General features: G+C 38.6%; 29 protein-coding genes. 3 read left to right on the forward strand and 26 right to left on the reverse strand.

Annotated elements, in window-relative coordinates:
• Positions 1-26: 26 nt before the first annotated feature.
• From ACO1DI_RS06505 to ACO1DI_RS06525, 5 genes are all read right to left on the reverse strand, one after another.
• Positions 27-560 carry a spore maturation protein gene (locus ACO1DI_RS06505; protein ID WP_013084923.1) on the reverse strand — a complete coding sequence of 178 codons (534 nt, stop codon included), beginning with the start codon at positions 558-560 and terminating at the stop codon, positions 27-29.
• Complete coding sequence (locus ACO1DI_RS06510) at positions 557-1,156, reverse strand: nucleoside recognition domain-containing protein (protein ID WP_013059057.1); 600 nt, start codon at positions 1,154-1,156, stop codon at positions 557-559. The genes ACO1DI_RS06505 and ACO1DI_RS06510 overlap by 4 nt, the downstream gene beginning before the upstream one ends.
• Positions 1,149-2,297: a D-alanyl-D-alanine carboxypeptidase family protein gene (locus ACO1DI_RS06515; protein ID WP_115654883.1), complete on the reverse strand. Its 1,149-nt coding sequence runs from the start codon at positions 2,295-2,297 to the stop codon at positions 1,149-1,151. The genes ACO1DI_RS06510 and ACO1DI_RS06515 overlap by 8 nt, the downstream gene beginning before the upstream one ends.
• Positions 2,298-2,415: 118 nt before the next feature.
• The gene (gene scpB / locus ACO1DI_RS06520; RefSeq protein ID WP_013059059.1) at positions 2,416-2,988 is read right to left on the reverse strand and encodes an SMC-Scp complex subunit ScpB; all 573 of its coding nucleotides are present in this window, start codon (positions 2,986-2,988) and stop codon (positions 2,416-2,418) included.
• Complete coding sequence (locus ACO1DI_RS06525; RefSeq protein WP_182420436.1) at positions 2,985-3,740, reverse strand: segregation/condensation protein A; 756 nt, start codon at positions 3,738-3,740, stop codon at positions 2,985-2,987. Before ACO1DI_RS06525 ends, scpB begins: the two co-directional genes overlap by 4 nt.
• 198 nt (positions 3,741-3,938) lie before the next feature.
• Here ACO1DI_RS06525 and ACO1DI_RS06530 point away from each other — a divergent pair, with 198 nt between their 5' ends.
• Together ACO1DI_RS06530 and ACO1DI_RS06535 are read left to right on the forward strand one after the other, a co-directional pair.
• The gene (locus tag ACO1DI_RS06530; RefSeq protein WP_170836726.1) at positions 3,939-4,037 is read left to right on the forward strand and encodes a YjcZ family sporulation protein; all 99 of its coding nucleotides are present in this window, start codon (positions 3,939-3,941) and stop codon (positions 4,035-4,037) included.
• 131 nt (positions 4,038-4,168) lie between these two features.
• Positions 4,169-4,690 (forward strand): DUF309 domain-containing protein, encoded by a 522-nt coding sequence (locus tag ACO1DI_RS06535; RefSeq protein WP_014458309.1) that lies wholly within the window; start codon positions 4,169-4,171, stop codon positions 4,688-4,690.
• Positions 4,691-4,765: 75 nt separating this feature from the next.
• On the opposite strand, the gene ACO1DI_RS06540 is transcribed toward ACO1DI_RS06535, so the two are convergent.
• The gene (locus tag ACO1DI_RS06540; RefSeq protein ID WP_115654886.1) at positions 4,766-5,119 is read right to left on the reverse strand and encodes a GNAT family N-acetyltransferase; all 354 of its coding nucleotides are present in this window, start codon (positions 5,117-5,119) and stop codon (positions 4,766-4,768) included.
• A gap of 244 nt (positions 5,120-5,363) precedes the next feature.
• The gene (locus ACO1DI_RS06545; RefSeq protein WP_013059064.1) at positions 5,364-5,798 is read right to left on the reverse strand and encodes a peptidylprolyl isomerase; all 435 of its coding nucleotides are present in this window, start codon (positions 5,796-5,798) and stop codon (positions 5,364-5,366) included.
• A 389-nt stretch (positions 5,799-6,187) separates the two neighbouring features.
• Between ACO1DI_RS06545 and ACO1DI_RS06550 the strand changes: the two genes are divergently transcribed.
• Positions 6,188-7,063, forward strand: coding sequence for a DUF1002 domain-containing protein (locus ACO1DI_RS06550; RefSeq protein ID WP_014458307.1), 876 nt, complete (start codon positions 6,188-6,190; stop codon positions 7,061-7,063).
• A gap of 50 nt (positions 7,064-7,113) precedes the next feature.
• Here the strand turns inward: ACO1DI_RS06550 and lysA are convergent, their stop codons facing one another.
• The 19 genes from lysA to ACO1DI_RS06645 all read right to left on the reverse strand — a co-directional run bounded on the left by lysA (position 7,114) and on the right by ACO1DI_RS06645 (position 22,304).
• A complete protein-coding gene (gene lysA, locus ACO1DI_RS06555) occupies positions 7,114-8,433 on the reverse strand; it encodes a diaminopimelate decarboxylase (protein WP_014458306.1) in 1,320 nt (439 codons plus the stop codon).
• 138 nt (positions 8,434-8,571) lie between these two features.
• Positions 8,572-10,053, reverse strand: coding sequence for a spore germination protein (locus ACO1DI_RS06560; protein WP_014458305.1), 1,482 nt, complete (start codon positions 10,051-10,053; stop codon positions 8,572-8,574).
• Complete coding sequence (locus ACO1DI_RS06565) at positions 10,046-10,612, reverse strand: stage V sporulation protein AE (RefSeq protein WP_014458304.1); 567 nt, start codon at positions 10,610-10,612, stop codon at positions 10,046-10,048. Before ACO1DI_RS06565 ends, ACO1DI_RS06560 begins: the two co-directional genes overlap by 8 nt.
• A gap of 6 nt (positions 10,613-10,618) precedes the next feature.
• The gene (gene spoVAE, locus ACO1DI_RS06570) at positions 10,619-10,969 is read right to left on the reverse strand and encodes a stage V sporulation protein AE (protein ID WP_014458303.1); all 351 of its coding nucleotides are present in this window, start codon (positions 10,967-10,969) and stop codon (positions 10,619-10,621) included.
• Positions 10,957-11,988: a stage V sporulation protein AD gene (gene spoVAD, locus ACO1DI_RS06575; RefSeq protein ID WP_013084932.1), complete on the reverse strand. Its 1,032-nt coding sequence runs from the start codon at positions 11,986-11,988 to the stop codon at positions 10,957-10,959. Before spoVAD ends, spoVAE begins: the two co-directional genes overlap by 13 nt.
• Before the next feature lie 13 nt (positions 11,989-12,001).
• Positions 12,002-12,463 (reverse strand): stage V sporulation protein AC, encoded by a 462-nt coding sequence (gene spoVAC, locus ACO1DI_RS06580; RefSeq protein ID WP_014458302.1) that lies wholly within the window; start codon positions 12,461-12,463, stop codon positions 12,002-12,004.
• A gap of 18 nt (positions 12,464-12,481) precedes the next feature.
• A complete protein-coding gene (locus ACO1DI_RS06585) occupies positions 12,482-12,904 on the reverse strand; it encodes a stage V sporulation protein AB (RefSeq protein ID WP_014458301.1) in 423 nt (140 codons plus the stop codon).
• A complete protein-coding gene (locus ACO1DI_RS06590; protein WP_014458300.1) occupies positions 12,894-13,514 on the reverse strand; it encodes a stage V sporulation protein AA in 621 nt (206 codons plus the stop codon). The genes ACO1DI_RS06585 and ACO1DI_RS06590 overlap by 11 nt, the downstream gene beginning before the upstream one ends.
• 161 nt (positions 13,515-13,675) lie before the next feature.
• On the reverse strand, positions 13,676-14,437 hold the full coding sequence (gene sigF, locus ACO1DI_RS06595) for an RNA polymerase sporulation sigma factor SigF (protein WP_013059074.1): 762 nt from the start codon (positions 14,435-14,437) through the stop codon (positions 13,676-13,678).
• A gap of 12 nt (positions 14,438-14,449) precedes the next feature.
• On the reverse strand, positions 14,450-14,893 hold the full coding sequence (gene spoIIAB / locus ACO1DI_RS06600; protein WP_013084935.1) for an anti-sigma F factor: 444 nt from the start codon (positions 14,891-14,893) through the stop codon (positions 14,450-14,452).
• On the reverse strand, positions 14,893-15,243 hold the full coding sequence (gene spoIIAA, locus ACO1DI_RS06605) for an anti-sigma F factor antagonist (protein WP_014458299.1): 351 nt from the start codon (positions 15,241-15,243) through the stop codon (positions 14,893-14,895). The genes spoIIAB and spoIIAA overlap by 1 nt, the downstream gene beginning before the upstream one ends.
• Before the next feature lie 102 nt (positions 15,244-15,345).
• On the reverse strand, positions 15,346-16,512 hold the full coding sequence (locus tag ACO1DI_RS06610) for a D-alanyl-D-alanine carboxypeptidase family protein (RefSeq protein ID WP_042991899.1): 1,167 nt from the start codon (positions 16,510-16,512) through the stop codon (positions 15,346-15,348).
• 116 nt (positions 16,513-16,628) lie between these two features.
• Entirely contained in the window at positions 16,629-17,459 is an 831-nt protein-coding gene (locus ACO1DI_RS06615; protein WP_014458297.1) for a purine-nucleoside phosphorylase, read from the reverse strand.
• Between the two features lie 16 nt (positions 17,460-17,475).
• Complete coding sequence (gene deoB / locus ACO1DI_RS06620) at positions 17,476-18,657, reverse strand: phosphopentomutase (protein ID WP_014458296.1); 1,182 nt, start codon at positions 18,655-18,657, stop codon at positions 17,476-17,478.
• A gap of 197 nt (positions 18,658-18,854) precedes the next feature.
• Entirely contained in the window at positions 18,855-19,748 is an 894-nt protein-coding gene (gene xerD, locus ACO1DI_RS06625; protein ID WP_014458295.1) for a site-specific tyrosine recombinase XerD, read from the reverse strand.
• Between the two features lie 6 nt (positions 19,749-19,754).
• Positions 19,755-19,982 carry a YqzK family protein gene (locus ACO1DI_RS06630; protein WP_013059081.1) on the reverse strand — a complete coding sequence of 76 codons (228 nt, stop codon included), beginning with the start codon at positions 19,980-19,982 and terminating at the stop codon, positions 19,755-19,757.
• A gap of 194 nt (positions 19,983-20,176) precedes the next feature.
• On the reverse strand, positions 20,177-20,629 hold the full coding sequence (locus ACO1DI_RS06635; protein ID WP_013059082.1) for a Fur family transcriptional regulator: 453 nt from the start codon (positions 20,627-20,629) through the stop codon (positions 20,177-20,179).
• 112 nt (positions 20,630-20,741) lie between these two features.
• The gene (gene spoIIM, locus ACO1DI_RS06640) at positions 20,742-21,386 is read right to left on the reverse strand and encodes a stage II sporulation protein M (RefSeq protein WP_014458293.1); all 645 of its coding nucleotides are present in this window, start codon (positions 21,384-21,386) and stop codon (positions 20,742-20,744) included.
• 366 nt (positions 21,387-21,752) lie between these two features.
• Positions 21,753-22,304, reverse strand: coding sequence for an NUDIX hydrolase (locus ACO1DI_RS06645; RefSeq protein WP_014458292.1), 552 nt, complete (start codon positions 22,302-22,304; stop codon positions 21,753-21,755).
• Between the last annotated feature and the right edge of the window lie 55 nt (positions 22,305-22,359).

Here is a 22,359-nt window from a genome sequence, read left to right on the forward strand (position 1 = left end):
CACTCAGAGGTAGAATTTTCGATTTCTTACCGGCCAAACACAAGGATTACAATGACAACTGAGGCAATAATCCCTACCAAATCTGCCAGTAAACCAACCTTCAGCGCATCTCCCATTTTTTTAATACCAACCGCTCCAAAATAAACCGTTAAAATGTAAAACGTGGTATCTGTACTTCCCTGCATGGTCGATGCCAAACGACCGATAAAAGAATCAGGTCCGTATGTAGAAATTAGATCCGTCGTGATACCAAGAGCAGCCGTTCCAGATATCGGTTTGATAAGAGCTAAAGGTACAATTTCAGCCGGAACGCCGACTGCTTGCAGCATAGGTTTTAAAACAGATAAGAAAAAATCAAGTGCTCCTGAAGCTCGAAAAATAGAGATGCTCACTAACATGCCGACTAGGTAAGGAATGATGGAAAAGGCAATTTGTAATCCGTCCTTCCCTCCCTCTACAAACTTTTCATACGTAGGAATTTTTTTATAGGTTCCATAAAGTAAAATACAGCCTACGATAAGAGGAATAAACATCAATGATACTTGATTAAGCATAGTCATTTTCGTTTTCCTCCTTTTCGTGTACGTCGATAATAAAAGAAGCGATCAATAATGATGGCTCCTATCGTAGCTACAACAGTTGCTAAAAGCGTGGTACCGACAATTTCAGTAGGATTAGCCGAGTTATACGTAATTCGAATTGCAATAACTGTAGTTGGTATAAGTGTTAAACTGGTTGTGTTAAGTGCTAAAAGTGTGATCATAGAGCGGCTTGCTTCGTCTCTATCGCCGTTTAGCTTTTTAAGCTGTTCCATCGCTTTAATGCCAAGAGGAGTTGCCGCATTCCCGAGTCCAAACATATTCGCCATCATATTGGACAATATGTACCCCAAGGCCGGATGATCTTTTGGAACATCAGGGAAAAGTCTTGTAATAATGGGTCGAAATAATTTCGCTAACTTGTCGAGAAGCCCTGCACTTTGAGCAATATTCATCATCCCTAACCAAAAGACCAGCACGCTGATTAACCCTATGCTGATGGTCACTGCTTCGCCTGCTCCTTGAAAAATTGCTTTGTTTACATCACCAATTTTCCCATTTATAATCGCAAAAACAATTCCAATAATGGTCAGCAGCATCCAAATAATATTAACCATCTGTTTTGGCTCCAGACTGAATAAACATTAATCGCTTCACTCGATCAAAGAAACCTTTTTGCTGCTCGGACTGCTTTTCGAAATAAATAGGAACACTGTCAATCGTCTCTCCACTTCTATAAATATCGAGCTTTCCTACCACATTTGGAACTTCCCCTGTTTCTTTCCACTGCTTTTTAGGCTGAATTAGCGTTGTTTTCACTTCTACAGAGCTTTGTTCTTTCTTTGTGAGCGGATAGACGACATTTCGTTTAATATACAGCTGATCTTTATAAAAAGAATCCTTTATATCTGCCAACTCGCCTTTTGCAGCTAAACTGGTCATATCATATTTATCAAATGCATTTTCATACATGGAAATGTGATCGTTCCAATCATCTGGGGCATTGATCGTTACGGCGATTAAATCCATTCCATCTTTTGTAGCAGTTGTCACAAGCGTTCGTTTTGCTAATTTTGTATACCCTGTTTTTCCGCCAGTACAGTATGCATATAGTGTTGTCAGCAGTTTATTTTTGTTTTTCCACACCCGATCCCATTTCTCTTCAGGATGCTTCATTCGATAGACTTTTGTTCCTGAAATCTCTTTGAAAATTTTATTATTCATTGCATAGCGCATGAGCAGAGCCATATCGTGCGCTGTTGAGCGATGATTTTCATGATCGTCTAATCCATGCGGATTTTGAAATGTTGTATTGGTCATGCCAATTTCTTCTGCTTTTTTATTCATTAAATAAACAAATCCATCTTCGCTTCCTCCAACGGCTTCTGCAATAGCTACAGCAGCATCATTACCTGAACGAAGCATCAAACCATATACTAAATCTTTTAATTTTATTTTTTCACCTTCAACTAAATACACAGAAGAACCTTCAACACCAACTGCGTTGTGACTAACGGTAACTGTTTTATTTATTTTGCCAGATTCAATCGCCAGTATTGCTGTCATAATTTTTGTAATGCTAGCAATTCGGCTAACTTGATCTGCATTTTTAGCATATAACACTCTCCCTGATTTCTGTTCCATCAAAATAGCACTATGAGCACTTACGCTCCCTGCTGCAGATGATGTGGAAGGCCAACCGCTGAGACATAGCAATACAATAAATAGATAGATGATACTTTTTTTGCTTCTTTTCATGTCATCCCCGTCCCTCTACCTGTTTGTACAAGTTTATGCTCGTCTTTTTTGGTTATGAATGAAAAGATTTGTCCATACAAAAAAGAACATAGAAAAAACTCTATGTTCTTTTACATTTTCACTTCATTTCTTGAAACGATTGAAAAAACAAATCTGCTTCTTGATCGGTTCCTTCTTGTAATAGATCTTCTGGAAGGGGCGGCAGCTCTTCGATACTTTTAAGGCCAAAATAGCCTAAAAATTCTTTTGTCGTTCCGTATAGGATAGCCCTGCCTGCGCCTTCCGCTCGTCCCACTTCTTTTAATAAAACCTTTCCAATTAAAGTTTGAAGAGGTCTTTCCGTTTTCACTCCTCGAATCTCTTCGATTTCAGCTCTTGTAATTGGCTGCTTGTACGCTACAATAGCTAACGTTTCAAGCGCTGCTTGTGATAATGATTGATTAGCGGGAGCTTCTACGAGCTTCTCAATATATGGTGCATACTCTTTTTTTGTGACAAGCTGATAGGCCCCTCCTATTTCAACGAGTGTAACTCCTCTGAACTTACACTCTTGCTCTAAGCTCTCCAAAGCACCTTGAATGTCTTCATGAGGCTTTTCTATAATCTCAGCTAACCGGCTAATGGATAGACCTTCATCACCAGAAACAAAAAGTAAGCTTTCAATAATAGCCTGTAGATTATTCGTTGTCATTCCTCTTCATTCCTTTCTCGATACGATACATAAAGCTCGTCTAGATTGTGCTGCTGTTCCACAACGATTTCATTTTCTTTCATTAATTCCAGCACAGCTAAAAACGTTACGACGATATGATCACGCTCTTGATAAGGAAACAGCTGATAAAAACTTTTTTTCCCTTTAAAGGCTTTTAATTCGTTCACAATCTCACTCATACGCTTGTCAATTGGAATATCTTGTCTTGCTATTTTCGTCTGCATAGGCTTTTTGTTTTGCTTTCGTTTCATCAACTTTTGAAAAGCGCTTAGCATATCATACAAAGATATATCAAGCCCTTCATCCTGAGGCTGCGTACGTTCTTCTGCATTTATCTGCACATTACTTGGAGGTTTTGTATACACATGACTTTGGTCTTCCTCCAGCTTTTGAAGCTCTACTGCCGCTTCTTTAAACTTTCGATATTCAATTAAGCGCTGCATTAATTCTTCACGCGGATCTTCTTCATCAACCATTTCAATCTCATCCATATCTTCTTCATACGTAGGCAGAAGCATTTTACTTTTAATTTGAAGCAAAGTTGCTGCCATGACTAGATACTCACTGGCAACGTCTAGCTGAAGCTCATTCATTGTATGGATAAACATCATATATTGCTCAGTAATTGTTGCTACTGGGATATCGTAAATATCAATTTCATACCGATTAATTAAATGCAGAAGAAGATCTAAAGGTCCTTCAAACGCATCTACTTTTACACTATACTCCACTTTTTTCTCACCAACACTTTTCCATTGCTTATCATTTCTGCTGCTTTACATAACGTTACTACCATTAGTATAGAGGATTATAGACACATGTCCAATACAAATTAACGTAAAAATAGGTCATTTGCCCATACAAAAAGATTAAACATACATATGATGTCAAGGTAATAACATTTTGAAATGACTGAAGGAGGAACTCGCATGGGTGAAAAATCTTGTGGATACGGTAGCGGTTTCGCTTTAATTGTTGTACTGTTTATTTTATTAATTATTGTTGGTTGTTCTTGCTTACGCTTCTAACCACACATATAGAATAAAAACAAACGTGTTCGCCATACCTTGAGCACGTTTGTCTCTTTAAAGCACTCCGCTGATGAACAGCTAATTTTTGTGATACACTACATATAGAGTCTTACCAGGAGGGAACAAGATTGTATTCACAAGCCTATATTGATTATTTAGTTCATTTTCATGGCGATCGGGATTATTTTGAGTGTCATGAACTGCTAGAAGAACACTGGAAAAAAGACGAAAGAGGACACCGCAATATTATTTGGGTTGGCCTTATTCAAATTGCTGTTTCACTCTATCATCATCGACGCCAAAATTTCGCTGGAGCCAAAAGAACGATGCAAAAGGCGCTGGCAATTTTAACGAAAGAAGAAGAAAATATTGCACAGCTTGGACTTAATTATCCTTCACTGCTTAAACTTCTTCGCAAACAATTAGCTTTAATCGATACGTATCAGCCATATAAAAGTATTAACTTGCCTATTGAAGATCCAGCATTATTACGGGCTTGCAAACAAAGAAGCACTGATAAACAGCTTGTCTGGTTATCAGCTTCTAATCTGCAAAATGACGCAATTGTTCATCGTCACAGCACGCGAGATCGCTCAGATGTGATTGCGGAAAGACAAGCGAACTTATTGGCAAAACAAAACAACAGGTAGCTAGAAGCTACCTGTTGTTTTATGATGACTAAGATGTGAAAGAAGCTTTCGCACCTCAACTAATCATGCTTTTCTTTATTCATCAGCCTGACACTTTTCATAAAACGGAGCGATGATTTCACTCGGCTTAATTTGTGCAGTCGTATACATTTCTTTAAGAGCTTTAATCATTTTTTTGCCAATGCCCTGCTGGCGGTGTGAAGGGTTTACACTGACGTGTTGAACCTCAATCAAACTTTTATCGATCATGGAAATGCCAACAATCCCAATAATATCTTCTTCTTGCTTCCAAAGATACAGCTGCCAATGTTCGTTTTGCTCATATTCTTTCATCGTTTGTTGAAGTTTTTTTAAATCTTTTTCCGTAGGTACAAACGATAGAAGACCCATGGCAATTTTTTCATAGTTTCGTTTATAGCGAATAAGCATACGATTCTCCCTCGTCCTCAAACTTTCCTACAAATTAATGCGCTGCGTTTTTTACTGCTTTTATCATACAAAATTTATAAGTAAATAGCAATATTACACAAAAGCTTGTCCTATGTCATGCGTGTATGAGAAACCTAATCTATTACGCTTTTTGAGCTGTTGCGCGAAGAAAAAACGCCGTAACCCCCTGTAAAAGGTTGTTATGACGTTTTATTAGCTAATATCCATTTATAGCAGTATGCTCTTATTCTTCCCAGACTTTTACTTCTTTCATTACGTCGCCATTTTTCATTTTTAACACTGTATCAAGTCCTTCTGTTACTTTTCCAAATACAGTGTGAACACCGTTCAAATGAGGCTGTGGCTCATGAACAAGAAAGAACTGACTGCCGCCTGTGTCTTTACCAGCATGCGCCATTGATAAAGAACCCGCTTCGTGTTTGTGAGGGTTTCCTTCTGTTTCACATTTGATTGAATAGCCAGGACCGCCAGCACCTGTACCAGTTGGGTCTCCTCCTTGAGAAACAAATCCAGGGATAACGCGGTGGAACGTTACGCCGTTGTAGAATCCTTCATTTGCTAACTTTTCAAAGTTTTCTACTGTTCCTGGTGCTTCGTTCGGAAATAAATCGATTAGAATTTTTTCGCCATTTTCCATTAAAATACTTGCCTTTTTCATATAAATGACCTCCAATATATGTATTAGTACCGCTATAGGCTCTGTTTTCCCCGTCGAAGCGGCAACATGTAAAAGTTGTAAATGCCACCTAGGGGTAGAACCTTTACAACTATAAACTCACTCTATTCTACTACAAACAAGCCCATGAATTCAACGAATGCACTTATTCACTTTCTTTTCATGTAGCTTTAAATAAAAAATAGTAGTTGTGAGATGAAACTTTTTATAGTATCATCCGTCTAATACAGTGATGGAGATATATAGATTTCATTTTATATAGAAATCTACGCCTCTAGACTGATTTATGGGAAAATGATGAATTGACTCTGTTACTTCAGACCTGCCCGTATTATAATAGGGCAAGTATGGGATTAAAGGAGGAAAAAGGTTTGAAATTAACGATAAAAGCAATGATGGTGACATTAGGTCTTCTTCTATTCCTAACAGCACCCTTAAAAAGTTTTGCAGATGCTGCTCCAGGCGATGTTATTATTACATTAGGTCAGGACTTAACCAGCTCTCAGAAGCAACAGGTATTAAATGACCTTGATGCACCAAGCAATGCTCAAACAGTAACCGTGACAAACCAAGAAGAGCATGAATATTTAGGTGACTTTATTCCAAAGGCTACTATTGGATCTCGTGCTATTTCATCTTCTAGTATTACCCTTGGTTCAAAAGATTCTGGTCTAAGCGTATCAACTCAAAATATTAATGGTATTACAGACGACATGTATATTAATGCTTTGATGACTGCCGGCGTTAAAGATGCAAAAATCCAGATTACCGCTCCATTCGAAGTATCTGGTACAGCTGCTTTAACAGGTATTATGAAAGCATATGAAGTTCAAACAGATCAAAAAATCCCAGAAGAAGTAAAAAAAGCAGCCAATGAAGAGATGGTACAGACATCTGAACTTGGTGAAAAAATCGGTAAGGAAAAAGCAGCGCAGTTTATGGCAACGATTAAAGAAGAAATTGCCAAAGAAAATCCTCAAACAAAGGACGATTTACGCACGTTAATTCAGCGAGTGGCTGATGATTTAGGTATTAAATTAACAGATTCAGAGCTTAATACACTTGTTGACTTTTTTAATCGTTTAAAAGATATGAACATCGATTGGAATCAAGTAAAAGACCAGCTTTCTGCGACAAAGGAAAAAGTAACAACATTTCTTCAGTCAGAAGAGGGCCAATCATTTCTTGATAAATTAAAGCAATTCTTTGTTGATATTATTGATGCTATTAAATCGTTATTCTCATAAAAAAAAGAGCCTCCTGAACAGGAGGCTCTTTTTTTTACGTTAATCACTCGTTACTTTTTTACCGTCACTTTGTATTTCACGTCATTTTTTACAATGTCTTCATATGTTTCGCGTTTTACGACTAGCTGTGCTTCTCCATCTTCTACAAACACGACAGCCGGCTTTGGCAAACGGTTATAGTGGCTTGCCATAGAATAGCCGTATGCGCCCGTACAAAACATCGCTAATAAATCATCTGGGTTTGCTTTTGGAAGATGTACATCCCACATCAGCATATCCCCCGATTCGCAGCACTTACCCGCGATGGACACGAGCTCATCACTCTCATCATTCATTCGATTGGCAATGACCGCTTCATATTTCGCTTGATACAGCGCCGGACGGATATTGTCGTTCATTCCTCCATCAATCGCTACATATTCACGTACATTAGGTACATGTTTACGAGAACCAATTGAATACAGGGTCGTTCCAGCATCTCCTACAAGAGAGCGGCCGGGTTCAATCCAAATTTCAGGAATTTCTACCTCTAACTGTTTGGACTGCTTTTTGACCTCTTCTATAATAACTTCCACATACTGCGAAACAGGAATAGGCTGATCTTCTTCCGTATAACGAATACCGAAGCCCCCGCCTAAATTTAATACTTGCGGAACAAATTCTATATTTTGTTTCCACTCTTTCATTTTCGCAAAAAGCTTTTGGGTCGCCATAATAAATCCCGTTGTTTCAAAAATTTGCGACCCTATATGACAGTGGATACCTAAAAGTTCTAGCCCTTTGCTCTCCTGTACAAGACGAACCGCTTCGTCTGCTTGACCGTTTTGAAGATCAAATCCGAACTTAGAGTCTTCCTGTCCTGTCAAGATATAATCATGTGTGTGTGCCTCAATTCCGGGTGTTAACCTGAGAAGCACGGGCATTTTTTTCTGATACTGTTCTGTTAATTCTTGCAGCAGCGTAATTTCATAAAAATTATCAACTACAATGCACCCTACATCTTCTTTAATGGCCATTTCTAGTTCCGCTCGGCTTTTATTGTTTCCATGAAAATGAATACGTTCTTTCGGAAAGTCAGCTGCTAAAGCCGTATATAGTTCCCCTCCCGAAACGACGTCTAACGAAAGACCTTCTTCGTGAACAACTTGAACCATGGCGATTGTAGAAAAAGCTTTGCTTGCATAAGCGACCTGTGCTTTTACCCCATGCTTTTCAAAGGTTTCTTTAAATCCTCTAGCACGCTGCCGAATTAAAGATACATCGTATACGTAAAGGGGTGTCCCAAAACTTGATGCTAATTCAACCGTATCAACTCCACCAATTTCAAGATGACCCTGCTTATTTATGCGACTTGTTCCGTGTAAAAACATGTTTAGACCCCGTTCCTGTGTATAGTGTAAAAAAGACAGTTAACGGCAATTCGCTGCTAACTGTCTAAATATTTATTATTTTCCATATTTAAAACAAATCTATCACATCTTCATACAGGTTTCAACCACATATTTCGTTTAAGGTTTTGCAGGTTGGCGGTCTTTGTCCTGCGGATGTACAATACTAGGACGCGGATTTGCTCCAGGAACCGGTGTGCGAATGATAATCTGCCATAAAGCCTGCGGGTTGAATGGAAGAAATGGCCACAAATAAGGCGTATTCAACGATTTTAGTCGCGCCATGTAGAGAATGATACACGTTGTTGCAATAAGAAACCCTGGAGTATGAAAGGCCGCCACAAAAATTAACAGAAACAATCGCAGCATTTTATTTGCTACTGCTAACTCATAGCTTGGCGTTGCGAATGAACCAATTGCTGCAATAGCCACATACAAAATAACCTCGGGAACAAAGAGACCTACATCAATAGCAATTTGCCCAATAAGCGCAGCGGCAATCAAGCCCATCGCCGTGGCAAGCGGCGTCGGCGTATGAATCGCCGCCATCCTCAGAAACTCAATCCCAAAATCAGCTAGGAAAATTTGAACAACAGTTGGAATATTTGTTTCTTCGTTCGGTCCAATAAATTGCAATTTTGCCGGCAACAGATCTGGTTCAAGTACAAATAACAGCCATAACGGTAATAAGAAAAGAGAAGCAAGAATTCCTAAAAATCGTATCCAGCGGATAAACGTACCGACAGAAGGAGACTGCCTGTATTCTTCTGCATGCTGCACGTGATGAAACAGCGTAGTTGGCGTAATAATAACGCTTGGAGACGTATCGGTAATAATGATCACATGACCTTCTAGTACATGAGCTGCTGCTGTGTCGGGACGTTCTGTATAGCGTACCATTGGAAAAGGATTAATTCCTTGTTTGACTAAAAACTCTTCAATTGATTTGTCAGCCATCGGCAAACCATCTATATCAATTGCTTCCAGTTCATCTTTTATCAATTTAACCAGCCCTGGATCAGCTACGCCATTTATGTACCCAATCGCTACATCCAGTTTTGATCGTTCGCCTACCTTCATAATTTCAAACCGAAATCTTCCGTCACGAATTCGTCTTCTTGTTAACGCTGTATTGATAATGATGTTTTCAGTGTATCCATCTCTTGCTCCGCGAATTACTTTCTCTGTATCCGCTTCTTCAGGGGATCTGCCAGGATATGTACGCACATCGACTTCAAAGCCAACTTCTTCACCGTCAATTAAAACGAATAGCAGTCCTGATAAAACCGACACCATTCCATCATCCAGCGTCTTTAAAGGCTTGACTTGCTGGTGAATAAGACGATTTTCAACAATATCCTTTAGCTTTGCTCGTTCAACTTCATTATCATTAATTTGAACGAGCACTTTTGTAATTTCAATAATAAATGAACTATCGCACAGTCCTGTTACATAGTAAACATGAACTTCTCGATCCAAAATAAGTAGTTTACGCACGCCCACATCAAAGCTTGTGTTCATACTAGCGTTTTCTTTGAACCACTGATCGTTTTTTTGTACTTTCGAAAAAATAGCTGTTTTCTGCTCTGCTAGCTTATCCAAACGAACCGCTCCTTTCTAAAATAAGTCTTGCTGCTTTTTCTGTAATAGGACATCCCAGTTTAACATCATCCATCCTAGCCATCTTGCCGATATCCCCTATTCCTACAACTAAGGGAATATCGAGCTGATCCAAGCAGTAAACTGTATCTCCATTAATTCGTCCGACTTCTAACTCTTGAATTCCGCTTTTATCCACGCCGTAATGCGATATTTCTCCAAAACGATCAATGGTCACATCCACTCTTGTCCATTCGCTTTGATGAGTACGTGATGCAACAGCAATCACTCCAAGAACTTCTACTTGAGGATGCTTTGCTACATGCAGCAAAGCAATTTCCCCGGGTCCTTCCTCTAAGAAACCGCTATCGTCGAACATCACAAAGACGGGATCATATGGTGCTTGAAGAATTAAATCTACCGTTTGACTACCTGTTAACGTAGTAGGGTTTCCATATGACCTCGAAATGCATCTGCCACCAACCGATTTAGCTACATGCTCAATTGCTTTGCGCGCATATTCATCCCCATCGGTTACAATAATGATCCTTCTTTTTTTCATAATCTTTTATCCTTTCGGTTTAAAGATTAACGCGATAATAAAAGCAAATAAAATAGCTGCTGAAATTCCAGCCGAGGTAAGTTCAAAAATCCCAATCCCAATCCCGATAAACCCATGGTCATCTGCTTGCTTCATCGCTCCGTGCAGCAAAGAATGACCAAAGCTTGTAATTGGAACCGTCGCTCCGGCGCCAGCAAATTCAATTAACTTATCATAAAGACCAAATCCATCTAAAATCGCTCCTGCAACTACAAACGAACTCATAACATGCGCTGGAGTAAGTTTAGCAAGATCCAGCAGCAGCTGCCCAATAACGCAAATGCTTCCTCCTACAGCAAAAGCTATTACATACTCCATTGATCATCCCCCTCCCCAATATGTTCTAAGACGACGCCATGAGCAATTGTTGGAATTGACTCTTTTTGCTGAATCATCGTTGGACTTAAAAGAGCTCCTGTTGCCACCATAAACACTTTCTTTAAGTTTCCTGATTTTAATTCATTTAAAATATGACCATACGTGACAATAGCCGAGCAGCCGCAGCCGCTTCCCCCTGCAAATACATTTTGGTCGGGGCGATATACCATTAATCCGCAATCATTATGATTGGTTGATATATCATAGCCTTCGTCCTTGAGCAGCTGTTTTAAGATTGGACTTCCTACACCAGATAAATCTCCTGTTAAAATAAGATCATACTCGCTTGGAGCGACGTTTAAGTCTTCCAAATGCCTTTGAATGGTATCTGCAGCAGCTGGTGCCATAGCAGAACCCATATCGTTTGCATTTTTAATCCCATAATCCATTACCCGACCAATCGTTGCAGACGTGAGACGCACAATACCTTTTTCTTTCGAGACCAGCGCTGCCCCTGCTCCCGTAATGGTTGCCGTTGCCGTATCTGGTTTTTGTCCTCCGTACTCGGTAGGATTTCGAAATTGGCGCTCAGCCGTTGCGTTATGACTGCTCGCTGATGCAATAACACGATTAGCAAATCCCGCATCCACAAGAGCTGCTCCTGTTGCCAGCGTTTCCATTGATGTGGAACAAGCGCCAAACATGCATAGAAATGGAATTTGGTTATGCCTGGCTACAAAATTAGCCGTTACGTTTTGATTTAATAAATCTCCAGCCAAAAACAAATCAACGTCTTCATAGGATAAATTTATTTTTTGCAAGCAGGAATCAATGGACTCCGTCATCAGCCTTCTTTCAGCCAACTCCCAGTTGTCTTCTTCACAGTGCAAATCTTTATGTGTAATGTCAAATGTTTCTCCTAACGGTCCATCTGCTTCTTTTGGTCCTACAGCTGTTCCCGTGGCGTTAATATAAATAGGATTTTCATAAACCCACGTTTGCTTCCCAGTTTTTCTCATAATCCCCCTCTTTTCATAGCAAATAAGTTTTAAAAAGGTAGCGAATGATTCCTACAACGTAAGCCGAAACCGTTCCAAATACGATTACGTTTCCAGCCAGTTTGAACATGTTCGTCGCAACTCCGAGAACAATCCCTTCACTTCGATGTTCAAGCGCTGCACTCGTCATGGAATTGGCAAAACCCGTAACAGGAACGGCTGAACCTGCACCTGCGAATTGACCAATACGATCATATATGCCAAACCCGGTTAAGAGCGCAGATATTAAAATAAGGGTTGCAACGGTAGGATTACCTGCATTTTTTTCATTAAAGTCAAAAAATGCAATATAGAAATTTTGAATTACCTGTCCTAATGTACAAATGATTCCCCCTACCAAAAAGGCTTTTAGGCAATTTGCCACATATGAAGGTTTAGGCTGAAATGGTTTAATGCTTTCTTGATAGTTATCTTTTAATTTTTGATTATTTGCCATGTTACATACATCCTTTTCTTATTGATTAACAAAATAAATCCAATGAAATAATGATCCGCATACTTTGCCTAGTACAATGGCCATTAACAATAAAATAAGCTTCCCTTCCATTCCTATTCGTTTCGTTAACGTCGGCAATACATTAAGTACTTCTGTCAACGCTGCTGCCAGCATCCCAATAAAAATACCGCTCGTTAGACCTATGATCATAATCAGCACCGCAGGAAACTGCCACGTGTATTGATGAAGACTGCACCACCCGCCTGTAACAGCACCACCCACCACTCCCCATTCATATGCTTGAATATATTTCATGGTTTTGGTCAGCTGCATCAAACGCGGAATAATGCCCAGCACCGTTAAAAATGCTACAAACCCAGCACCTGCAGCCAGTCCTCCCGCAAGTCCAATTACAATGGTCATCACAATGTTAATGATCATCAATTTTTTTCATACTTTCTTTATTCTCGTGCATAATGACGTATTGATCTAAGTCTTGCTGGTAATTAAACATTTCGACTTCGAGAGGACTAGGCTCTTCATTAATTCGTTTTCTAAAGACATGGTTAAAAAACAGAATCATTCCCAAGCCTAAACCGATAGAGTAAGGCACTTGAATCAGCAAAGGCTGCTTATCTCTCAGACCGGTCAGCATATAGAACAATTTTTGATGTACTTGTCTCATACTCACATCTTCGTGAAAGTTCATAATTGCCAAAGCAGCTCCGATGAAGAGAAGAAACCAAACAGCTAGAAAAAACAAAAAGGAATATTGTTTCTTTTTATACACGACCTCTACAATCGTTTGAGCGGGTCCAATCGTCTGAATGTCTAAATGCGGATACTGAGAGGCAACTTTTTCAATTACCTTCATTAAATCAACGATGATAATATTTCGATCACTCATACTTACTTGATATACAACTAGCTTTTCAATTTGCTTTTGAACAGAATCTCCTGCTATAACCATTGCTAATTGTCCAATATTTACAGCTTCATCAGGTTTTACTTGAATACGATGTCTCATTTTAAGATAAAGAACGTTTTCCATTCATATCACACCTTACGATTCATTATCTCCCTGTACGTGTAGTATGGATTTTCTTAAATTTTCTAATTCACGTTTCTGAACAGACCATTAATTACCAAATAAAAAAAGCAATCCGTTTCACTATTCTTCTTTGAATAGCAAAACGGATTGCTTCTTACGTATTACGTGTCATTCATATGCAGCTTCATTTGTTTTAAGATTTTCTTCTCAAGCCTCGATACCTGAACCTGAGAAATTCCCAGCCTTGCGGCCACTTCGGATTGAGTTTGATCTTTGTAATACCTCAAATAGACAATGAGCTTTTCACGTTCATCAAGTTCTTCAATTGCTTCTTTTAAGGCAATTTTATCAAACCACTTCGCTTCCGTATGATCAGCAATTTGGTCAAGAAGGGTAATTGGATCCCCATCATTTTCATAGACCGTCTCGTGAATAGACGAAGGAGCACGATTAGCTTCTTGAGCTAGCACTACTTCTTCAGGAGTCAGATCCAAGTGTTCTGCAACCTCAGCGACTGTAGGGACGCGTCCAAGTAATTTGGAAAGTTCGTCTTTTGCTTTACGTATTTTATTGCTCATTTCTTTCAGAGAACGGCTGACCTTTACCGTGCCGTCATCACGAATAAATCGCTGAATTTCACCAATAATCATTGGAACAGCATATGTTGAAAATTTAACATCATACGATAAGTCAAATTTATCAACGGACTTTAATAGCCCTATACATCCAATTTGAAATAAATCATCGGGCTCATAACCACGGTTAATAAAACGTTGAACAACCGACCAAACGAGCCGCATATTTTTTTGGACGATTGTATCTCGTGCAATTTGATCACCTTGCTGACTGCGCTTGATGAGGTCTTTAACTTCATGATCCTTTAAATACGGTTCGTTTTTATTTTTTTTGACCTCCACATCCATTGGCAAGTCTCCTTAATTACATAGCGCTTTACTATTTGTTAAGTGCTTTTTTAAATATAAGGTCGTACCTTCTAATACAGTAGACTCCACTCGAATTTCATCCATAAAGTTTTCCATTATGGTGAAACCCATTCCAGAACGTTCTAGATCTGGTTTCGTTGTGTATAAAGGCTGCTTGGCTTCATCCACGTTATCAATACCAATTCCTTCATCACGAATCATCAGCTCGACTACACCGTCTTCATGAAGCGTCACAGAAATATATACCACACCATCCGGATTGCTTTCGTAGCCGTGAATAATAGCATTTGTTACTGCTTCAGATACGACTGTTTTAATTTCTGTTAACTCATCCATTGTTGGATCTAACTGCGTAATAAATGATGCTACCGTGACGCGGGCAAACGATTCATTTTGACTAAGAGCGGAAAATTGGAGGTTCATTTGATTTTTCATTATGCCACCCCCAATTTTTGAAGCGCGTTTTCTTCATTAGGTTCAAAACGAATAATTTTAAATAAACCTGACATATTAAACAAACGTTCTACGGCAGGAGAAATAGCGCATACAACCATTTCCCCACCGTTATTATGAACCTGTTTGTATCTCCCTAAAATAACCCCTAAGCCAGAGCTGTCCATAAAGGTTAAATGCTGTAGATTTAAAATCAAATGGCTAATGGATTCCTTCTCTATCGCTTGGGTGATTTTGCTTCTTAGCTCTTCTGCCGTATGATGATCTAATTCTCCTGTTAATCGAACCAACAAGACATCTTGTTTGAATTCCAATTCAATCGAAAGACTCACTATACAAACCTCCTCGGAAATCTTATAGTCAGTCTTTCGCTGCCGACAGAATAGAATCCTTCTCACCGACAAAACTAGTTCTATTTCGTCACATTTAGCTGTTTAAGATGTTTGAGAGAAAATAGAGAACGTACGTTTAAATAGCTTCCACCAAGAAGCAGCATCGATATCTTCTTTTGCCAGAAGCGGTGAAGAATTAACTACTTTGTTATCCTTCTTAATGGTCAACGTTCCAATTTTGTCGCCTTTTTGAATGGGCGCATTTAGCTTCTCGTTCATTTTCACTTCTGTTTTAACGTCTTTGGCTGCATTTCCTTTTTTCAATAAAACAGAAATAGGCTCGGACGTAACAGCCGTTACCTGATCTTCGCTACCCTTGTTTACATCTATCTTGGTAATAACGTCTCCTTTTTTGTATAAAGGCTTCGTTGTATATTGACTGAATGCGTAGTCTAACATTTTGGTTACTTGATTATTGCGATCTTTTGGCGTGCTTGCACCGAATACAACCGCTAACACACGCATATTTCCCTTTTTAGCGGTAGCTGTTAGGCAATACTTCGCTTGACCCGTAAATCCGGTTTTGAGTCCATCAACGCCGGGATAAAACTTCACTAAGCGATTTGTATTTACTAACCAAAACTTCTTATCTGTATCCGTGCGCAAATAAGCTTCGTATTTACTTGTATAGTTAATAATTTTTTCATACTTTAGCAGCTCTCTGCCCATCATGGCCATATCATGAGCTGTACTATAGTGATTTTCTACGGGCAGGCCTGTCGGATTTTGAAATTTTGTATGAGTCAAACCAAGCTCTTTCGCTTTTTGGTTCATCTTTGCTACAAATTTTTCTTCTGATCCAGCTAAATATTCAGCCATTGCCATAGAAGCATCGTTACCAGAACCTATCGCAATCCCTTTTAGCAAATCATTTACCGTCATTTCTTCTCCGGGCTCTAAAAAGATTTGTGAGCCTCCCATTGAAGCGGCATATTCACTTGCTCGCACTTTATCTTTTAAGGTAATTTTCCCTTTATCCAAAGCCTCCATAATTAAAATCATTGTCATAATTTTAGTCATACTAGCAGGGGGAAGTTCTTGATTACTATTTTTTTCGTATAGAATTTTTCCTGTATCCCGTTCAATTAAAATAGCTGACCTAGCACTATCAGCAAGCTCAGAACTCTTTTTTTCTGCGGCTAAAACAGGTTGCGTCATAAGTGGAAATAAAAATATGACAACGAGTAACTTTACAATAGTTCGCTTCATCTCCACAAACCTCCATTCTTTATACAACCTATTTTTTCCAAGGTATAATCGATTTATACTAAGGGAAATAAAAAAAGCATCGAGAAATTCTCGATGCTTGAAGTCATATTTTCTTCTTATTTTTGATAAGCTGGAAGCTGCTTTACTACTTCTTTTACAAGCGATAAAAACTGTTGTTTTACTTTTTCAGTCGTTTCAATTACTTCTTCATGATTTAACGGCTGATCTAAAATACCAGCTGCCATATTAGAAATACAAGAAATACCTAGCACTTTCATACCTGCATGGCGTGCCACAATAACTTCTGGCACTGTAGACATACCGACCGCGTCTCCCCCGATAATGCGAAGCATGCGTACTTCAGCAGGCGTTTCATATGTTGGACCTGTATTTCCTACATATACACCTTCTTGTAAGGCGATATTTAAATCAGTTCCTACTTTCTTCGCTAATTGGCGAAGGTCCTTGCAGTAAGCAGTTGACATATCTGGGAACCTTACGCCAAAATCAGAGTCATTAGGTCCAATCAAAGGGTTCGTTCCAAAGTTATTAATATGATCAGAAATAATCATTAAGTCTCCTGGATTAAAGGATTCGTTTACTCCGCCCGCTGCATTCGTTACAATCAACGTTTCTACACCAATTTCTTTCATTACGCGCACTGGAAATGTTACTTTATCAAGGGCGTACCCTTCATAAAAGTGAAAACGTCCTTGCATAGCTACAACCGGTACATCATAAATGGTACCAATCACCAATTGACCAGCGTGACCTTCAACTGTTGAAACGGGGAACTCAGGAATGTCGTTATACGGAATTTTTACCGCGCCTTCAATTTCATCAGCTAATACCCCTAGTCCAGAACCTAAAATAAGCCCAATTGTTGGTGTAACAGCTGATTGATTTTTAATATATTCTGCTGCTTTTTCAATATATTCTTTTTTCATACTCCATTCCCCCTGCTTAATTCAGCTCTTTTAAAAAACTTTTTCCATGCTTAGGCATTGCTACGCCAAAATTTTCTGCTACCGTTGCGCCAATATCCGCAAACGTTTGACGAATAGAAAGTTCTTTTCCTTCTTGCATGCCTTTATTGTACACAAGAAGCGGCACGTATTCACGCGTATGGTCTGTTCCATGATGAACAGGGTCATTTCCATGATCCGCTGTAATAATCAATAAATCTTCTTCTTTTAATAAATCAAATACTTCTTCCAAGCGTGCATCATATTCTTCAAGCGCTTGCCCATATCCTTGGGGATCGCGACGATGACCATAGAGAGCATCAAAATCAACTAAATTTAAGAAGCTTAAGCCTGTGAAGTCCATATTTAATGTATCAACTAGCTTATCCATGCCGTCCATATTCGATTTGGTACGAAGAGATTTTGTGACCCCTTCTCCGTCGTAAATATCAGAAATTTTACCGATAGCAATAACATCGATATCATTGTCTTTTAATTCATTCATTACTGTACGTCCAAAAGGCTTCAATGCATAATCATGACGATTAGATGTACGTGTGAAGTTACCTGGTTCACCTAAGAACGGGCGAGCGATAACACGTCCAATCATATACGGATCATCAAGCGTTAATTCACGAGCAATCTCACAAATTTTGTACAATTCATCAATTGGAACAATTTCTTCATGAGCAGCAATTTGCAAAACAGAATCCGCTGATGTATAGACAATTAAGTCACCTGTTTCCATATGCTGTTTTCCTAGCTCATCCAAAATTTCTGTACCAGACGCTGGTTTGTTCCCAATGATTTTTCGACCTGTTTTTTCTTCTAATTGTGAAATCAGCTCTTCTGGAAATCCGTCTGGAAACACATTAAAAGGCGTATCAATATTAAGACCCATAATTTCCCAGTGTCCTGTCATTGTATCTTTTCCTGCCGAAGCTTCCTGCATTTTTGTATAGTAAGCCAACGGTTTTTCGGCTTTATCGATTCCTTTAATTTCACGGATATTGCTTAGGCCAAGTTTAGCCATATTAGGCATATGAAGACCGTTACAATGCTCTGCAATATGACCAAACGTATCAGCACCTTTATCATTGTATTTTTCAGCATCCGGTGATTCACCGATACCTACTGAATCCATGACAATCAAAAATACGCGTTTATATGTATGCGCCATTTTATTCCCTCCAAATATCAATTTATTTATTCTCTATAAAATTCCCGTTTGGAAATAATTTAACCATCTTCTCTTATTGGTCAGAAGTCTGACCTCTCTATTAGTATAGACGCTTTTTATTTTTTTGTACACATGAATGAAAGTGTTTTCAATCAAAAAAACCAATGTCTATGAACTCACTGGACATTGGAATCTTTCTACGCTCGCGGATGAAACTGATTGTATACATCTTTTAAACGTGCTTTTGTGACATGTGTATAAATTTGAGTGGTCGAAATATCCGCATGCCCGAGCATTTCTTGAACGGCTCTCAAGTCCGCGCCGTTCTCTAACAAATGAGTAGCAAACGAATGTCGTAACGTATGCGGAGTTAATTCTTTTTCAATTTTTGCTTCAGAAGCTAACTTTTTTAATATTTTCCAAAACCCCTGCCTTGTTAAACGCCTTCCGTGATGATTAACAAAGAGTGCTTTGTCCTGTTCCTTTTGCTTTGTTAAAACACTCCGGCTACGCTGTAGATACTCTTCAATCGCCTCCGTTGCCAACCTTCCGATGGGGACAATTCTTTCTTTATTCCCTTTTCCGATACAACGAATAAATCCCATCGTCAAATGTGCATCATCAATATTTAAGTTAACGAGTTCAGATACACGAATTCCAGTAGCATAAAGCAACTCAAGCATCGCTTTGTCCCGTATGCCAAAAGGCGTCGAAGTATCAAACACATTTAACAGCGCCTCTACTTCCTCTGCATTTAGCACTTTTGGCAGCTTGCGCTCAAGCTGCGGAGTATCAATATGAACGGATGGATCTGTATCCGCTGCTTTTTCTCTTAGTAAGAATTGATGAAAAGATCTAGTTGAAGCTACATGTCTCGCAATCGTTTTAGATGACTTTTGCTGATCACTTAAATATTTCAGAAAATTAACGATGTGGAGTCTTGTTACTTCATTAAATGATTTCAGCTGCTCTACATGCTCTAAATATTGAGCATACTTTTTTAAATCTCGTTCATATGAATCAATCGTATTTTTCGCCAGTCCCCGCTCTACTACTAAATAATGAATAAAATCTTGAATTTGATCATTCAATAGCCTCTACTCCCCGTTTTGATAAAACATAAATAAACGCTCCAGCCACGTTTGATCTTTGTTCACACTTGCTTGCATGACCTTAACTGCTGAACCCGACGGCTCATCATAACGTTTATAATTTTGATACTCTTGAGATACCCAGATCATTCCAAAATAAAACAAAAGAGTAAACCCGGTAAATAAGATAAATACTTTACATGTATTATATACCATTTCAGCCCATGATTTCATGAAACAATTCCTCCAATTTTTGATTCTATTAGAAGATATGCCAATTGGGACAGGTTTTATACATGTTTCTTGCCTTTATAAGCTGAGTTCTCTCCTGGTCATTTCCTTTCTTTCTATAAAACCATGTAGCTTGTAACCTCGTTATTTTTTTATTTATGTACAACAAAAAACCTTCTCCATTAGGGAAAAGGCTTTTACTGCTTGTCTTCTTTATCCTGACAGCGATGGCAAATGCCATGAAATGTCAAGCGGTGATCTTTAATTTTAAAATTCCATTGCTTTTCCACAATTTCTTCAACGTCTTCAAGCAAATCTTCTTGAATTTCGTCCACAGATCCACATTCCATACACACAAGGTGATGATGAAAGTGTGCGGCTCCTTCTTGTCTTAAATCGTAGCGAGAAACGCCATCGCCAAAGTTTATTTTATCAACAATTTTAAGTTCAGTTAACAATTCTAACGTACGATAAACAGTTGCCAATCCAATTTCCGGAGACTTTTCCTTGACGAGGAGATATACATCTTCGGCACTTAAATGATCCTCTTCATGTTCAAGAAGTACTCTTACAGTCGCCTCACGTTGAGGTGTCAATTTATAGCTAGCTGAGTGCAACTGCTGCTTAATTCGCTCAATTCGACTTTCCATAATTATTCCCTCCCTCGCCATTCACTAATCCATTATATCAGATGTGTCGAGGGTGTCAAAATAAAGTTATTATTAATAAGAAAAAAGAATTCTTTTTACTTAATACTTATTCTTACTTATTTAATAGAGCCATTACACTTTTCATTAAAGTAGGTGATACATAGGCTTCAACTGTAGCTGCACAAGCAACCAAACATACCATTGCAATCATCGTGCCGCTATAGCGTAAAAAGGATGCGGAAATAGGCTCTGCTGCTTTTTTAAAGAACTGCTGCCGCACAAGCTTCAAAGAAAAGGCAACTGAAGCTGCAGATAAGATCAAAAATGCCGGTATGAGAAAGATATTTTGCGGCATAACAGATACAAAAGATAGCGCAAATCCAGAGAGTCCCATTTGATTGACTAAAAAGCCTACGGTAAAACCAATCACCATTCCTTTTAAAAACAGCAGAATTAACACTACAGGCAAACCAATAATAGCAATTCCTAGTATCCAAATGAGCCCCAAGTATTTAACATTGTGAAAAAAACTTTGCTGAAACATTTCAACGCTGCTTGCTACTTCTCCACTCTTTACCTGTCCGAAAAACCGGTTTAAATAGAAGTACAGGTCTTCTTTTTGATCAAGCGTCAAACTATTTACAACAATAGCCCCAAAAATGATTCCCATTAAAAACAGCACGGTCACAAACAAATAAATAGAACTGTTTTCTTGAAAATGTCTTGCATACGATAATGGCAATTGTTTTTTTCTCATCGTCTTCCTCCTATTAATCGCTTAATAGAGTGTATGATAGAGTACAAAAACTATGCCAAGAATCTTTTGAATCTATCAAATAAAAAAGAGAATGAGACATAATGAAATTAATCCAATCAACCGCTAGAACCAACTATATAAATGAAATCTACGTTCACCATCACCTTAAAAAAATCCGAACGAATCTGATTCTCCATCAAGAATCTCTATTCATCGTTCGGATTTTCCTTCAACTAAAATATGGTTGCCACACATTTTTTTAAGTTAGAGATACACGCATGCCTGTTTTTTTCCTCACATTAAATGACGTTTCAATATAAACTTCTAAATTGCTAGATTACCGTCCATATGTAAAAGAAAACTCTGTTACTCGCCTAATCCGCTTTTCAACTGTAGATATTGCACAGCATATGCTGTTTTTGCATCGTAAATTTCTTTGTTTTGAATAAGAGTAAGGGCCTCATCTACAGTAACTTCCATCACTTCAACAAATTCATCTTCGTCTAATTCCGCTTTGGTGGTCATCACTTTTAAATCTTCCGCTAAATACAGGTGCACCAACTCATCCGCAAAACCTGGTGATGTATAAAAAGAAATAATATGGCTAAGGGAATCCGTTGTATAGCCCGTTTCTTCTTCTAACTCACGTTTTGCCGTCACAATCGGCTCTTCTCCTTTTTCTAGTTTTCCGGCTGGAATTTCAACTAAAATACGATCCATCGGTCTGCGATACTGTTTGACCATAACTATTTTATGATCGCTTGTTAACGCAATGACAGCGACAGCTCCAGGATGCTTAACTACTTCTCTTGTACTCGTTTTTCCGTTCGGAAGCTCTACTTCTTCTAAGTACAAATCGATAACTCTTCCTCCAAACAGCTTTTCAGAAGACAGCATTTTTTCTGTTAAATGATCCATTTTCTCCACCTCGTTCTATTTTTTTAACTCTTACATATATTCTATCATACGAATC

Origin of the sequence: Priestia sp. 40 (assembly GCF_049368575.1) — a bacterium.
In the GTDB taxonomy this organism is placed as follows: Bacteria; Bacillota; Bacilli; order Bacillales; family Bacillaceae_H; genus Priestia; species Priestia zanthoxyli.

Coding starts and splice junctions, on each gene's coding strand:
- ACO1DI_RS06505 (WP_013084923.1), bottom strand. CDS start 560: ATGACTATGCTTAATCAAGTATCATTGATGTTTATTCCTCTTATCGTA.
- ACO1DI_RS06585 (WP_014458301.1), bottom strand. CDS start 12,904: ATGATCATTAACATTGTGATGACCATTGTAATTGGACTTGCGGGAGGA.
- ACO1DI_RS06530 (WP_170836726.1), top strand. CDS start 3,939: ATGGGTGAAAAATCTTGTGGATACGGTAGCGGTTTCGCTTTAATTGTT.
- ACO1DI_RS06565 (WP_014458304.1), bottom strand. CDS start 10,612: ATGAAAAAAAGAAGGATCATTATTGTAACCGATGGGGATGAATATGCG.
- lysA (WP_014458306.1), bottom strand. CDS start 8,433: ATGTTTTTACACGGAACAAGTCGCATAAATAAGCAGGGTCATCTTGAA.
- ACO1DI_RS06510 (WP_013059057.1), bottom strand. CDS start 1,156: ATGGTTAATATTATTTGGATGCTGCTGACCATTATTGGAATTGTTTTT.
- sigF (WP_013059074.1), bottom strand. CDS start 14,437: ATGGATGTGGAGGTCAAAAAAAATAAAAACGAACCGTATTTAAAGGAT.
- ACO1DI_RS06590 (WP_014458300.1), bottom strand. CDS start 13,514: ATGGAAAACGTTCTTTATCTTAAAATGAGACATCGTATTCAAGTAAAA.
- spoVAD (WP_013084932.1), bottom strand. CDS start 11,988: ATGAGAAAAACTGGGAAGCAAACGTGGGTTTATGAAAATCCTATTTAT.
- ACO1DI_RS06630 (WP_013059081.1), bottom strand. CDS start 19,982: ATGAAATCATGGGCTGAAATGGTATATAATACATGTAAAGTATTTATC.
- ACO1DI_RS06645 (WP_014458292.1), bottom strand. CDS start 22,304: ATGGATCATTTAACAGAAAAAATGCTGTCTTCTGAAAAGCTGTTTGGA.
- ACO1DI_RS06515 (WP_115654883.1), bottom strand. CDS start 2,297: ATGAAAAGAAGCAAAAAAAGTATCATCTATCTATTTATTGTATTGCTA.
- deoB (WP_014458296.1), bottom strand. CDS start 18,657: ATGGCGCATACATATAAACGCGTATTTTTGATTGTCATGGATTCAGTA.
- spoIIAB (WP_013084935.1), bottom strand. CDS start 14,893: ATGAAAAATCAAATGAACCTCCAATTTTCCGCTCTTAGTCAAAATGAA.
- spoIIM (WP_014458293.1), bottom strand. CDS start 21,386: ATGAGAAAAAAACAATTGCCATTATCGTATGCAAGACATTTTCAAGAA.
- scpB (WP_013059059.1), bottom strand. CDS start 2,988: ATGACAACGAATAATCTACAGGCTATTATTGAAAGCTTACTTTTTGTT.
- ACO1DI_RS06635 (WP_013059082.1), bottom strand. CDS start 20,629: ATGGAAAGTCGAATTGAGCGAATTAAGCAGCAGTTGCACTCAGCTAGC.
- spoVAE (WP_014458303.1), bottom strand. CDS start 10,969: ATGGAGTATGTAATAGCTTTTGCTGTAGGAGGAAGCATTTGCGTTATT.
- spoVAC (WP_014458302.1), bottom strand. CDS start 12,463: ATGGCAAATAATCAAAAATTAAAAGATAACTATCAAGAAAGCATTAAA.
- ACO1DI_RS06615 (WP_014458297.1), bottom strand. CDS start 17,459: ATGAAAAAAGAATATATTGAAAAAGCAGCAGAATATATTAAAAATCAA.
- ACO1DI_RS06545 (WP_013059064.1), bottom strand. CDS start 5,798: ATGAAAAAGGCAAGTATTTTAATGGAAAATGGCGAAAAAATTCTAATC.
- ACO1DI_RS06610 (WP_042991899.1), bottom strand. CDS start 16,512: ATGAAGCGAACTATTGTAAAGTTACTCGTTGTCATATTTTTATTTCCA.
- ACO1DI_RS06540 (WP_115654886.1), bottom strand. CDS start 5,119: ATGCTTATTCGCTATAAACGAAACTATGAAAAAATTGCCATGGGTCTT.